Origin of the sequence: Campylobacter lari (genome assembly GCF_004357905.1) — a bacterium.
GTDB classification, from domain to species: domain Bacteria; phylum Campylobacterota; class Campylobacteria; order Campylobacterales; family Campylobacteraceae; genus Campylobacter_D; species Campylobacter_D lari_D.
Genome location: NZ_SMTT01000005.1, coordinates 121,062 through 133,747 on the forward strand (window position 1 = coordinate 121,062; position 12,686 = coordinate 133,747).

Here is a 12,686-nt window from a genome sequence, read left to right on the forward strand (position 1 = left end):
TTCCTTAAAATGATTAATAATTTAAAATCAAAAAATGATCAACTAAAACTAAAAATGTAAAATAAAAATGATTGAAAATGTAGTAGCAGGCTTAACGCCAAGAAAAAGAAGCTTTGTTAAATGAGTATTCTAAATTTAGTTTAGAAAATTTTTTCCTTTCCATAATTTTTCCTTTTAAAAAATTGCCAAATGACTTTACATTCTAAGATAATTATTATTAAAAATTCTTTAAAATGATAGTTTATAAAATAAATACTAAGAAAATTTATAATGTTTGATTTTTTATATAATGATATAAGTTATATAGGGCTTTTTGTAGTATGTTTTCTCTCTAGCACGCTTTTGCCTATGGCTAGCGAGGCTTTTGTGCTTGCTTTTGTGAAATTAGATTTTAATGCTTATATGGTTTTATTTATAGCAAGCTTGGGGAATACTTTGGGTAGTTTAAGTACCTATGCGTTAGCTTATTTTGGAGAGAGTCAAATTTTGGAAAAATATTTTAAAAACTCTTTATGTAAATTAGAAAAAATCAATGCAAACTTTAAAAAATTTGGCTCTTTATATGCTTTTTTTACTTTTTTACCCATAGTGGGAGATCTTTTTGCACTAGGCCTTGGATTTGCTAAGTATTCTTTTTTAAAAGCAAGTATTTTTATAGCCTTGGGTAAATTAAGTCGTTATGCTTTTGTAATTTTCATAGCAAATTCCATTTAAAAGTCTTGATTTTAAAAGATTTAAAAGTCTAACATTATCAACATCTTTTAAAACTTTTATGGTGTTTTTTAATTCATGATTTTTCATAGGCATTTTAGAATCTTTAAAACACCTTATCGTGCTTCCTCTAGCAAAAGTACTATCACAAATGACATCTACTAAATACTCATCAAAATTTGCTAAATTTGGATCAAGCATATAAGCAATAGTTAATGCATCGTGTATCCATGTGCCATTTGTGCCTCTTGTTTTGCTTGCATAATCAATCCAAACTCTTAAAGTTTGCACTAAAAAATCACAAAGTGGATTTTGATTTTCTAAAGTATTTAAATCTTCATGCGTGAGCATAGTTTGCATTGTTATATTATAAGGAACAAGTGTGATTTTAGCTCTTGAGTTTAAAACTATACTAGCAGCTTCAGGATCAAAGCCAAAATTTGTATCTTTGATATGATAAGGCATATCAAAACTCCCACCCATGATAAAAATTTCTTTTACATTTTTATCAAAGTCTTTGAAAAGCTTCATAGCTATGGCTATATTTGTTAAAGGCCCTATAGCACAAATTGAAATTTCACCTGGGTTTTGCATAATAAGCTTACCCATTTTCATACAAGCATTTGGGTTTATGTTTTCTAAGATTTTTATAGGTTTTATATGATCCCAAAGATGAGTAAGCTTAAACTCTTCTACGCCTTTATCTAGTCTTTGTCTCCAAAAATGACTATTTTCACATAAAGCTTCATGAGCACCTAAATACAAAGGTATATCTAGATTAAGCTTATTTAATAAATCTTTAGCAACACTATAAGCGGTTAAAGCTTGCACATTACCACTTAAAGTGCTAATCATTTCAAGTTTGATTTCTTTGGAGGCTAAAATAAGTCCAAGGGCTAAACCATCATCAGTATTAGCCCCTGCTATTCCATTGCCTATATCAGTATCTAAAATAAGGCGTATCATATCGCATCTTCTATTAAATTTAAATCCCTACCTCTAGTTTCTGGTGCAAAGAAAGTTGTGATAAAACCAATTCCTGCAGTGATAACAAAATACAAGGCTATTGGCCACCAAGTGCCATAATAAGCAAGCAAAGCTGAAGCTATCATAGGAGCGGTTCCTCCTGAAAGTATAGAGCCAAATTCTTTTGCTAGTGCCATTTTGGTATAGCGATTTTTTGCTCCAAAAAGCTCCACACCCCACGCAGCTTGTACGCCAAAAATTCCTAAAGATGCTAAAGACATACCTACAATGATAGTTAAAATTACAATAATTTCATTTTTACTATCAAGTAGCATAAAAGCAGGGAAAGCATAAAGCATTAAAAGCAAGCAAAAGGTTCTATAAGTAATACGCCTTCCAAATTTATCGCTTAAATATCCTGCTAAAGGTATAACCAAAAATCCCACCAAAGAAGCGATAACAACAGCAGTTGTGGCTACTGATTTATCAAGAAGTAAAATTTTAGTTACATAACCTACTATAAAGCCTTGTGCAAGATAAGATGGTCCATTTTCTCCTATTCTTATGCCCACCATAGTCCAAAATGCACGACTTTTCTGCCAAAAAGTTCTTTCATCTTTTTTCATATGTGCTTCATTTTCATGACGAATTTTTAGCATTAATTCTTTTTGTTTTTCAAAAACAGGAGTTTCTTTTACATTTAAACGCATATAAACAGCAAAAAGTGCTATAAAAATACTTCCTATAAAAGGAATTCTCCATCCCCATTCTTTAAAACTAGCATCATCCATACTTGTAACTAAAAGCCACACGAAAGCTGCAAGCAAGGTTCCGCTGTTTGATCCAAGTGCTATAACAGAAGAGATTAAACCTCTATGTTTGCTAGGAGCATATTCTCCAAGCATGACAGTCCCACCTGAAAGCTCAGCACCTGCTCCAAAGCCTTGCATAAAACGCAAAATAACCAAACATATAGGAGCCCAAATTCCAATTACTGCATAACTTGGTATAAAACCAATTAAAGTAGTTGAAATACCCATTAATGCAATGGTGCTCATTAATACATTTTTTCTTCCGTATTTATCTCCTAAATATCCAAAAAATAAAGCTCCAATAGGTCTAGCAATAAAACCTATACCATAAGTAACAAAACTAAGCAATAATGCTATAACAGGAGTTTGTTCAGGAAAGAAAACTTCTGAAAAAACAGTAGCTGCAGCTAAGCCATAAAGTGCAAAATCTGCATATTCCATGGCAGTTCCTAGCCAACATGAAAATACAGCCTTTTTAAATGCCTTTTTTCCTTGTGGAGTTTGAAAATTTTCATCCGCGATTGATTTTGTTTGCAAGATTAAACCTTTGTTTTAAATTTAAAATATAATTGTAACTAAAATGCTTAAAATGGAAATTTAATACTTTTTACCGACTTTTAAATAATTTTGGGCGATAATTATTATTATTTTTTAATATAGGAAAAAAATGAAAACTTTAACAATAATTGATACTTTTGGCTTTTTCTTTAGACTTTTTTATGCTTTAAAGGGGTTGAAAAATTCAAAAGGTGAGCCTAGTAATATGATTAGTGGTTTTGCTAATTTTATTTATAGTTTGAAAAATGAACATCCTAGTGATATGATTATTTTTGCTCTTGATAGTAAAGGAAAAACTTTTAGAAGTGAAATTGATCCAAATTATAAAATCAACCGCACTCCACCTCCGCCTGATTTATTAGCTCAAATTCCAATTTGCATTCAAATGATAGAAAAAATGGGTTTTTCAAGTTTTTCTTGCGAAGGATATGAGGCTGATGATATCATCGCATCTTTAGTTAAAGAGTGTGAAAGTAAGGATATTTTTATAAGAATTATCACTCAAGATAAAGATTTATATCAACTTATAAAAGATGATAAAGTTAGTATTTATAGCCCTATTTCAAAAAATGATTATAATGAAGCAGGGTGTTTGGAAAAATATGGGGTAAAACCTAGCCAAATAAGAGATTTTTTAGCTCTATGTGGAGATAGTTCAGATAATATCCCAGGGGTAAAAGGAATTGGTGCTAAGGGTGCTAAGAATTTACTTGATGAGTTTGAAAGTATTGAGGGAATTTATGAAAACTTAACACTAGTGCGTAATGAGAGAAGTCGTAATTTGTTGCTTGAAGGCAAAGAAAATGCCTTTTTAAGCAAAAAACTTGCTTCTTTGTATGAAAATTTAGATGTAAAAGATATGCTTTTAAATTGTGAGTATCCAAAAGATGAGCCTTTGTTTAAGATTATGGATATTTTAGAGCATTATGAATTAAATGCTTTGTTAAAAAAACTACGCACTAATCCTACTAATAAAGATAAAAATTTAGGATTTAATGCAAGATTAATTTTAGATGAGAAAGAATTATTTGAAATTTTAGAAAAAATTGATGATCAAAGCATTGTTGCTTTTGACACCGAAACTACGGGCTTGGATACTAAAGAAGCTAAGATAGTAGGGTTTAGTTTTTGTTTTCATGAAAGTGAAGCCTTTTATGTGCCACTTGCACATGATTATTTAGGAGTTTGTAAGCAAATTTCTATGCAAGTAGCTAAAAAGGGTATAGAAAAAATATATCAAAGCACGGTTATAGGCCATAATCTTAAATATGACTTTGAAATCATAAAAAATAATTTTAATTTACTTCCTCCAAAAAACTATGCTGATACTATGATACTTGCATGGCTTAAAGAGCCAAGTTTGCGTGTAAATATGGATGATTTGGCAAAAAGATTGTTTGCTTATGAGACTTTACATTTTGAAGACTTGGTAAAAAAAGGAGAAAACTTTGCAGGAGTGGATGTAGAAAAAGCTTGTAAATATGCTGCTGAAGATGCTTATATTACTTTAAGATTTTATTTGTATTTTTTAAAAAATTTAGAAAAGCCTTTATTTGAACTTGCACAAAAAAGTGAGTTTGAATTTATCAAAGTGCTTATTATGATGGAAAATAATGGCATTAAACTTGACACTCGAAAGCTTGAAAACTTAATGCAAAGTTTTAATCAAGATATTAAAATACTAAGTGAAAAAATATATGATTTAGCGGGTGAAAAATTTAATATTAACTCTCCTAAACAAGTAGGGGATATTTTATTTGAAAAATTAAAATTACCAAGTGGTAAAAAAGGTAAGACAGGTTATTCTACTGATGAAAAGGTTTTAAATACTATTTTAGATAACCATCTGATTGTGAAAGAAATTTTAACTTACAGAGAGCTTGCAAAATTAGTTTCTACTTATTGTGAACCTTTGTTAAAATTAGCTAAAAAAGATGAAAATTCAAGAATTTATTCAAGTTTTTTGCAAACAGGAACAGCTACTGGACGCCTTTCATCAAAAGATCCAAATTTGCAAAATATCCCTGCACATGGTCAATATGCTAAAGATTATAAATCTTGCTTTATTGCAAAAGAAGGATTTAGTTTTATCTCACTTGATTATTCACAAATTGAGCTTAGAATGCTAGCACATTTTAGTGAAGATGAGAAATTATTAGAAGCGTTTTCAAACGATGAGGATATTCATGCAAAAACTGCTATTATGATTTTTGGCCATAGTGATTATGAGACAAGAAGTATTGCTAAAAGTATAAATTTTGGTCTTATTTATGGTATGGGTTATAAGACTTTGAGCCAAAATTTAAAAATAGAAGCAAAGTTGGCTAAAGAATATATTGAAAAATATTTTGAGAATTTTACTAGTATTAAAACTTATTTTGAAAAGGTAAAAAATGAAGCTAAGCAAAATGGCTTTATAAGTACTTTGCTAGGTCGTAAGCGTTATTTTGATTTTGAAAATGCAAAGCCTATGCAAATTGCAATGCATGAAAGAGAGAGTATTAACTCTATACTTCAAGGTTCAGCTGCCGATATAATAAAATTGGCAATGATAGAAATAAGTAGAAATTTGGATGAAAATAAACGCTTAATTTTACAAATTCATGATGAGCTTATTTTTGAAGTAAAAGATGAACTTTGTGAGGATTTTGCAAAAAAAGCTAGTGATATTATGGAAAATATTGTAAAATTAAAAGTTAAATTAAAAACTTCATCAAGTATTGCCAAAAATTGGGGTATATTAAAATAAGGAGAATGTTTAATGGATCTTTCAACCATACTTGGGATGGTATTAGCTGTTGTTAGTATTTCTGTAGGGGATATTTTAGAGGGTGGTAACCCTTTGCATGTTTTACACTTAGCGTCTTTTATTATCGTGGTGCCTACAGCAGCTTTTTGCGCAATGACTTCTACACATAAAAAAATTGTTAAAGGTGCATATAAGGAATTAAAGGTAGTTTTTAAAGGTTCGGGGGTAAATTTAAGTCAAAGAATAGCTGAGCTTGTAGAATACTCTGTTATAGCAAGAAGAGATGGACTTTTGGCTTTAGAGTCAAAAACTAATGAAATTGACAATGAGTTCTTAAAAGAAGCTATGATGATGATGGTAGATGGTAAGAGCGTAGAAGAAATTAAAGAAAGTATGGAAATTCAAGTAGAAGAAATGGAAGAATATTATAAAGAATGTGCAGAATATTGGATACGCTTTGGTGAAACTTGTCCTACTATGGGGCTTGTTGGCGCTGTTTTTGGATTGATTTTGGCACTTAAACTACTTGATGATCCACAGGCTATGGCAGCGGGTATTTCAGGAGCTTTTACAGCAACTGTTACGGGAATTTTTGGTGCTTATGCTTTATTTGGGCCTTGGGGTAATAAAATGAAAGCTAATTCACATGATTTAATTAAGGAAAGAATAGTTATTTCTCACGCTATTGTAAGCATTGCAGAAGGAGCTAATCCAAGAGATTTGGAGGCAAAGTTATTTAACTATTTAAGTCATGATGAGCCTAGAATTTCTCAATTTGATAAATAAGAGTTAAAAATGGGAAAAAAACATAAATGTCCAGAATGTCCAGCAGGTGAAAAATGGGCAGTGCCTTATGCAGACTTTTTAAGTTTGCTTTTGGCGCTTTTTATTGCTCTTTGGGCGATTTCTGAAAGTAATCCTGCAAAAACTGAAGCCTTGAAAACTGAATTTGTTAAAATTTTTGAATTCACTGCTTCTAGTCCTTTAGAAAAAGAAAGTGAAGTGCATAATAAATATAGCGCACCTTCAAATGCAAATGTAGAAGAGCTTGAAAAACTTAAGAAATTAAGTATTACTCAACAAGAAAATATAGAAAAATTAAAAGCAGCATTAGATCAAAGAGAAAATAATATAGTTTTAAATTTACCAGCTAGAGTTGAATTTGCTAGGGGTAGTATTCAGATTGATTCTGCTGATGTACAAGATTTTTTAAAGCGTATTAGTGAAGTGCTCAAGAAAATGCCAAAACAAGCTCAAATAGAACTTAGAGGTTATACTGATGCAAGCGATCGGGATCCTAAGAGAAATTTTGATTTAGCTAGTAAAAGATCTCAAGTTGTAGCTGATTATTTAATAGCTAAAGGAATCGATCCAACTCAACTTATAGTTGTAAGTTTTGGTGATAATTATCCTTTAAGTACAAATAAAGAAGATGAAATAAATAATAGGGTAGAGTTTTATATTCGTGTAGATTCTTCAGACAATCAAGTTAGAAAGTCAGTATTAGATCAAATAGAAACTTTTAAATAACAAATAAGCTTTATAAACTTATTTGTTATTTTCTCCGCCAAAACGAAGCAATGCTGAACCCCAAGTAAATCCACCGCCAAAAGCATCAAGCAATATTAGCGAACCTTGTTTTAAACGACCTTGTTCATAAGCATCATTCATTGCCATAGGTATTGAGGCTGCTGAAGTATTACCGTATTTTTGCACTGTAACCACGCATTGTTCATCTGCAAAATTTAATTTTTCTTGCACGGCTTTAATAATTCTTAAATTAGCCTGATGAGGTATAAAAAGATCAATTTCTTCACTTTTTATATTATTTTTTGCAAGAATATCAATAACATCATTACTTAGAGTATTTACTGCAATTTTAAATACTTCGTTTCCTTTCATTTGCATAGAAAGAGGAGAGCAAATGCTACTTTTTTGAGATCTTTGAGTTATTAATAAATCTCCAAATTCCCCATCACTTGCTGTATGAGTATCTATAATCGGATAATTATCATCTAAAGATACAATTCCAGCACCAGCTCCATCGCCAAATAAAACACAAATACTTCTATCTGTATAGTCTATAATAGAGCTAATTTTTTCAGCTCCAATAATTAAAACATTTTTCTTTGTTTTGCTTTCAACCATAGATTTAGCAAGTTCTAAAAGATAAATAAACCCTGAACATGCTGCAGAAATGTCAAAAGCAGTGATGTTTTTTAATCCAAGATTATGAGCAATTTTACATGCAGTTGATGGCATAGTAAAGCAATCAGGACTTAAAGTAGCAACAATAATAGCATCTATGTCTTGAGGTTTTAAATTCGCTCTTTGTATAGCTTTGATAGCTGCTTTAGTACCAAGATCACTTGTGTTTTCATCATCATTTGCTATGCGTCTTTGTTCTATTCCTGTTCTTCTTAATATCCACTCATCACTAGTTTGCACCATAGATTCTAATTCTTTATTGCTAAGTATTTTTTCGGGGATGTAAGAAGCTATACTTTTTAATGAAGCTTTAGTTGATTTCATAATTGGCAAGTTCTTTTTCTATAGTTTGATTTATATTTGATTGTGTAAAATTTAATGCTTGAAAAATAGCATTTTTAATAGCTTTTGGACCGCTTTTACCATGACTTATAATGACACATTCTTTCACACCTAGAAGGGGAGCCCCGCCATATTCTTCATAATCAATGTGGGTTTTTAATTCATTAAAAGCAGGTTTTGCTAAAAGATAGCCAAGTTTTGCTAAAAAAGATTTTTGAATTTCTTGTTTTAAAAGTTTTGTAATAACACTTGCTACACCTTCGCCGGTTTTAAGTAAGATATTTCCATTAAAACCATCGCATACTAATACATCTATCGTGCCATTAAATATATCTCTTCCTTCAGCATTTCCGACAAAATTTGAAAGTTGCTTTAAAAGTTGATGGGTTTCTTTAGTAAGCTCATTTCCTTTGCATTCTTCTTCACCATTTGAAAGCAAAGCAACTCTAGGCTTAGCAATTTTTAAAATTTCTTTAGCATAGGCTTCACCCATAATGGCAAATTGAAACAAATGCTCACTTTTGCAATCAACATTTGCACCAACATCTAACACTAATGTTCTTGAATGGATATTTGGCATTAAAGTGGCTATTGCAGGTCTAGCGATATTGGCTAATCTTCCAAGTCTTAAAGTAGCCAAACTCATAGTAGCTCCACTATGTCCAGCTGACACAACAGCTTTTGCTTTTTGATTTCTTACTAAATCTATGGCTTTGTAGATTGTACTATCTTTTCGTTTTAATGCATCTGTAGAATTTTCTTCCATAGCAAATACATCAAAAGCCTCTTCATATTCTATATATGAGTTTAATTCTTGAGGGATTAAGGTTTTAAGCTTTTGAGGATCTCCTACTAAGATGGCTTTAAATTTTCGCTCTTTTAGAGCTTGAATTACACCTTCTATAATAGGTTTTTCCCCAAAATCACCACCCATTGCATCAATAGCAATGCTCGTCATTGTTCTTAATATTCCTTAGTTACAGGATTTACACGATGAGGCATTTTGTAGCTACCATCTTTATCCTTAATAGGCATAGGTAAGGTAACTTTGTAATGAGTTCTGCGTTTTGCTGCGCGAGTTTTGCTCACTCTTCTCTTAGGTACTGCCATTTTTTACTCCTTTATTAATTTAAACATTTATTACAATAAAAATAATCACTTAAGTAAGATTGTAATTCACTTGTAGCAAGCTCTATTAAGTCAATATGAGAGTCAAAAAACTCCATAGTATCACTTAAAGTATTATTTTCATCTTTAAAAATTCCATCGCTTGCAAAAAGCTCTATATTTTGATCGATTTCAAGTTCCATTTCATTACCACATCGATCGCAATTTCTATAAGTAAATCCTTTAAAATTAGCTGTTATTTTAGCTAATTTTGGATTAACTTTTGTAATAGTTCCTTCAAAAACTATATTATCAAGATCTAGTTTAAAAGGATAAGCTACAGAGCTAAGTTTTGCAAAGGCAATTTTCATTATAGAATTTCAGTTTTTGAAAAGAAAAATTCTATTTCAATTTTTGCATTTTCCAAGCTATCGCTTCCATGAACCGCGTTTGCATCAATACTATCTGCAAAATCTGCTCTGATAGTACCAGGAGCCGCTTCTTTTGGATTTGTAGCACCCATTAATTCTCTGTTTTTTAACATAGCATTTTCGCCTTCTAAAACAGAAACCACAACCGGACCACTGATCATAAATTCAACTAAGTCTTTAAAAAATGGTCTATCTTTGTGTACAGCATAAAATTCTTGTGCTTCTTTTTCTGAAAGCTGTATTTTTTTTGTAGCCGCTATTCTTAGACCGTTGCTTTCAAAGCGTGTTAAAATTTGACCAATAACGCCTTTTTTTACTGCATCAGGTTTAATAATAGAAAGTGTTTTTTCCAAAATCGTCCCCTTAATTTAGATAAGTTTTATGTTTATAAAAGAGCTAATTATATCAAAAAATGCTTTAAATTTATATAAAAATTGTAATTTTGAGTTATAAAATGAAGAAGCTACAAGCATCTTAAATACTAGAAAGATGCTTGTATTGGGTACTAATTAAGCAAATACCGGAGTTGAGCCATCTCTTAAATCGCTTCCGATATTATCACGACTTGGTTGACCACTAACTACATCGCTCCATACAATACAGCCATCAGTTGGACATGCACTTGCACATGCTGGCTGATCATTATGTCCTACACATTCAACACATTTATCAGCATAAACATAATATCTATCTTCGCCCTCAGGGTTATTTGCATCATCTACGATTGCACTTACTGGGCATTCATCTATACAAGAACCACATGCTATACAAATATCAGTAATTTTAACTGCCATTTTTTACTCCTTAAATATTAAAAGTTTAATATAAGATTATCAAAATTGTCTTAATTTTATTCTTAAAATCTTTTAATTTTGATAATAAAATTAATTTACATACAAATTTACACAATTAATAAATTTTTAAATTTACAAATGATATTATTTTGTTACAAATAAAATTTATTAATTAGGAGATAAACGATGATAGTAACTAAAAAAGCTATTGATTTTACAGCACCTGCTGTATTAGGTAATAATGAAATAGTTGGAGATTTTAATCTTTATAAAAATATAGGACCAAAAGGTGCAGTAGTATTTTTCTATCCAAAAGATTTTACTTTTGTTTGCCCTTCTGAAATTATTGCTTTTGATAAAAGATATCAAGATTTTAAAGATAGAGGTATTGAAGTAATTGGTGTATCTTGCGATAACGAATTCTCTCACTTTGCTTGGAAAAATATGCCTGTAAATCAAGGTGGTATAGGTCAAGTTAAATTTCCTTTAGTAGCCGACTTAACAAAACAAATTGCTAGAAATTTTGATGTTTTATTTGAAGAAGCAGTTGCTTTAAGAGGTTCTTTCTTGCTTGATGCTGATGGAACAATCCGCCATGCAGTTATAAATGACTTACCACTTGGAAGAAACATTGATGAAATGATTAGAATGGTTGATACTATGTTATTTACTAATGAACATGGTGAAGTTTGCCCAGCTGGTTGGAATAAAGGCGATGAAGGTATGAAGGCTGACCCTAAAGGTGTTGCTGATTATCTAAGTAAAAACGAAAATAAATTATAATTTTTTAAGCTGAAAGTTTTTCTTTCAGCTTAGCATAAATTGTGTTATAAAGTTACAATACTCTCAAAATATACTGATTAATATACATTTTTGATAAATGCTTTTAAAATATTATAACTAGGACATCATGTAATAAATAATTTACTTTTTATTTTATATATTTATTATTTTGTTGTCATTTTATTGTATTAATAGCATGATAATCGTTGTATAAAAATTTACTACAAAATTTTAAGGAGCTGTTATGGTTTTTTCATTTTCTAAGAGCTTATCTTCAAAGCTTATATGGATAATGTGTGTAGGTGTAGTTTCTATTGTAATACTGATTAATTTAGTCAGTTATTTTAATTCAAAAAATAGTACTTTTGATTTACTAACAGAAATACAAGTAAACAATATGGTGGATACAAATGCTCTGTATGATTTTTATGGAAAAACTAAAAGATTAGCTATAGAATCTTTAGCAGAGCAATTTTCTAGTAATTTAAATATGCCTTCAGAACAAATTATGCAAATTCTCAAACTAGCTGCAAAAACTTCTGGGTTTGAGCTAGTTTATGTTGGTTTTGAAGATAGTGGCAAAAATTATCAATCAGATGGTCAAGTACTTGATTTATCAAAGGGTTATGATACTAAAAATAGAGGTTGGTATAAAGAAGCTAAAGCAGCTAGAAAATTTATAACAACTGATCCATATAAATCTGTAACAACAGGAGAAATAGGAATTACTTATGCCATTCCTGTTTATGCTAATGGAAAACTCTTAGCGGTAGTTGGAGGTGATTATAATTTACATACTTTTTCTAAAGATGTTTTAGCTATAGGGCATTCTCAAAGCTCCTATGCAGCAGTATATGATAAAGAAGGTATGGTAATTTTCCACGAAGATAAAGATAAAATGCTTACTAAAACTGACTTAAGTATTAATATAGCAAATGCTATTAAAGCAGAGCCTGATTTAATTGATCCAAGTAAAGAAGATACCTTATTTTATGCTAAAGATGGTGCAGGCAAAACACAAGTTGCAACTTGTAATCAAACTTTAAATCCAAAATACATTGTATGTTCTATTACAGATGAATCTGTATATACTGATGCAGTTAATAAAGTTTTATTCCAACAAGTTATTATTGCATTAATAGCTATTATTGTAGCTTTAATCTTAGTAAGATTTGCTATTATTAAAAACTTAAAACCTATAGCAGTTATAACTACCGGCCTTAAC

General features: G+C 30.5%; 14 protein-coding genes. 6 read left to right on the forward strand and 8 right to left on the reverse strand.

From position 1 onward, the window contains the following. Nucleotides 1–270 precede the first annotated feature (270 nt). Nucleotides 271–714 carry a YqaA family protein gene (locus tag E2O22_RS05310; RefSeq protein WP_133319560.1) on the forward strand — a complete coding sequence of 148 codons (444 nt, stop codon included), beginning with the start codon at nucleotides 271–273 and terminating at the stop codon, nucleotides 712–714. Here the strand turns inward: E2O22_RS05310 and E2O22_RS05315 are convergent. Together E2O22_RS05315 and E2O22_RS05320 are read right to left on the reverse strand one after the other, a co-directional pair. Further along, nucleotides 670–1,674, reverse strand: a complete 1,005-nt coding sequence (locus tag E2O22_RS05315; RefSeq protein ID WP_165955272.1) for a nucleoside hydrolase — start codon at nucleotides 1,672–1,674, stop codon at nucleotides 670–672. The two genes, E2O22_RS05310 and E2O22_RS05315, sit on opposite strands and share 45 nt — an antisense overlap. Continuing rightward, nucleotides 1,674–3,026, reverse strand: coding sequence for an MFS transporter (locus E2O22_RS05320; RefSeq protein WP_243705651.1), 1,353 nt, complete (start codon nucleotides 3,024–3,026; stop codon nucleotides 1,674–1,676). The genes E2O22_RS05315 and E2O22_RS05320 overlap by 1 nt, the downstream gene beginning before the upstream one ends. Before the next feature lie 130 nt (nucleotides 3,027–3,156). Here E2O22_RS05320 and polA point away from each other — a divergent pair, with 130 nt between their 5' ends. The 3 genes from polA to motB are packed head-to-tail and all read left to right on the forward strand — an operon-like array spanning nucleotide 3,157 to nucleotide 7,326. Further along, the gene (polA, locus tag E2O22_RS05325) at nucleotides 3,157–5,796 is read left to right on the forward strand and encodes a DNA polymerase I (RefSeq protein WP_133319562.1); all 2,640 of its coding nucleotides are present in this window, start codon (nucleotides 3,157–3,159) and stop codon (nucleotides 5,794–5,796) included. A 12-nt stretch (nucleotides 5,797–5,808) separates the two neighbouring features. Then, nucleotides 5,809–6,582 (forward strand): flagellar motor stator protein MotA, encoded by a 774-nt coding sequence (gene motA, locus E2O22_RS05330; RefSeq protein ID WP_133319563.1) that lies wholly within the window; start codon nucleotides 5,809–5,811, stop codon nucleotides 6,580–6,582. Nucleotides 6,583–6,591: 9 nt separating this feature from the next. Next, on the forward strand, nucleotides 6,592–7,326 hold the full coding sequence (gene motB / locus E2O22_RS05335) for a flagellar motor protein MotB (protein WP_133319564.1): 735 nt from the start codon (nucleotides 6,592–6,594) through the stop codon (nucleotides 7,324–7,326). An 18-nt stretch (nucleotides 7,327–7,344) separates the two neighbouring features. Here motB and E2O22_RS05340 read toward each other — a convergent pair whose 3' ends face one another. The 6 genes from E2O22_RS05340 to E2O22_RS05365 all read right to left on the reverse strand — a co-directional run bounded on the left by E2O22_RS05340 (nucleotide 7,345) and on the right by E2O22_RS05365 (nucleotide 10,678). Beyond that, a complete protein-coding gene (locus E2O22_RS05340) occupies nucleotides 7,345–8,328 on the reverse strand; it encodes a beta-ketoacyl-ACP synthase III (RefSeq protein ID WP_133319565.1) in 984 nt (327 codons plus the stop codon). Then, nucleotides 8,315–9,304 carry a phosphate acyltransferase PlsX gene (gene plsX / locus E2O22_RS05345; protein ID WP_133319566.1) on the reverse strand — a complete coding sequence of 330 codons (990 nt, stop codon included), beginning with the start codon at nucleotides 9,302–9,304 and terminating at the stop codon, nucleotides 8,315–8,317. The genes E2O22_RS05340 and plsX overlap by 14 nt, the downstream gene beginning before the upstream one ends. Nucleotides 9,305–9,309: 5 nt before the next feature. Next, nucleotides 9,310–9,456 (reverse strand): 50S ribosomal protein L32, encoded by a 147-nt coding sequence (rpmF, locus tag E2O22_RS05350; protein ID WP_012662034.1) that lies wholly within the window; start codon nucleotides 9,454–9,456, stop codon nucleotides 9,310–9,312. Between the two features lie 14 nt (nucleotides 9,457–9,470). Then, on the reverse strand, nucleotides 9,471–9,824 hold the full coding sequence (locus E2O22_RS05355; protein WP_133319567.1) for a DUF177 domain-containing protein: 354 nt from the start codon (nucleotides 9,822–9,824) through the stop codon (nucleotides 9,471–9,473). Next, a complete protein-coding gene (gene ndk / locus E2O22_RS05360) occupies nucleotides 9,824–10,237 on the reverse strand; it encodes a nucleoside-diphosphate kinase (RefSeq protein WP_133319568.1) in 414 nt (137 codons plus the stop codon). Before ndk ends, E2O22_RS05355 begins: the two co-directional genes overlap by 1 nt. Before the next feature lie 156 nt (nucleotides 10,238–10,393). Continuing rightward, nucleotides 10,394–10,678, reverse strand: a complete 285-nt coding sequence (locus E2O22_RS05365) for a ferredoxin, 4Fe-4S (RefSeq protein WP_039619165.1) — start codon at nucleotides 10,676–10,678, stop codon at nucleotides 10,394–10,396. A gap of 186 nt (nucleotides 10,679–10,864) precedes the next feature. Here E2O22_RS05365 and E2O22_RS05370 point away from each other — a divergent pair, with 186 nt between their 5' ends. Both E2O22_RS05370 and E2O22_RS05375 read left to right on the forward strand, forming a co-directional pair. Continuing rightward, a complete protein-coding gene (locus E2O22_RS05370) occupies nucleotides 10,865–11,461 on the forward strand; it encodes a peroxiredoxin (protein WP_133319569.1) in 597 nt (198 codons plus the stop codon). 244 nt (nucleotides 11,462–11,705) lie between these two features. Then, nucleotides 11,706–12,686: PDC sensor domain-containing protein (locus E2O22_RS05375; RefSeq protein ID WP_279433539.1), on the forward strand; the 981-nt coding region annotated here is incomplete at its 3' end.

Excerpts from the sequence above, each read along its gene's own strand:
- E2O22_RS05310 (WP_133319560.1), top strand. The coding sequence starts at position 271 with ATGTTTGATTTTTTATATAATGATATAAGTTATATAGGGCTTTTTGTA.
- polA (WP_133319562.1), top strand. The coding sequence starts at position 3,157 with ATGAAAACTTTAACAATAATTGATACTTTTGGCTTTTTCTTTAGACTT.
- motA (WP_133319563.1), top strand. The coding sequence starts at position 5,809 with ATGGATCTTTCAACCATACTTGGGATGGTATTAGCTGTTGTTAGTATT.
- motB (WP_133319564.1), top strand. The coding sequence starts at position 6,592 with ATGGGAAAAAAACATAAATGTCCAGAATGTCCAGCAGGTGAAAAATGG.
- E2O22_RS05340 (WP_133319565.1), bottom strand. The coding sequence starts at position 8,328 with ATGAAATCAACTAAAGCTTCATTAAAAAGTATAGCTTCTTACATCCCC.
- plsX (WP_133319566.1), bottom strand. The coding sequence starts at position 9,304 with ATGACGAGCATTGCTATTGATGCAATGGGTGGTGATTTTGGGGAAAAA.
- rpmF (WP_012662034.1), bottom strand. The coding sequence starts at position 9,456 with ATGGCAGTACCTAAGAGAAGAGTGAGCAAAACTCGCGCAGCAAAACGC.
- E2O22_RS05355 (WP_133319567.1), bottom strand. The coding sequence starts at position 9,824 with ATGAAAATTGCCTTTGCAAAACTTAGCTCTGTAGCTTATCCTTTTAAA.
- E2O22_RS05365 (WP_039619165.1), bottom strand. The coding sequence starts at position 10,678 with ATGGCAGTTAAAATTACTGATATTTGTATAGCATGTGGTTCTTGTATA.
- E2O22_RS05370 (WP_133319569.1), top strand. The coding sequence starts at position 10,865 with ATGATAGTAACTAAAAAAGCTATTGATTTTACAGCACCTGCTGTATTA.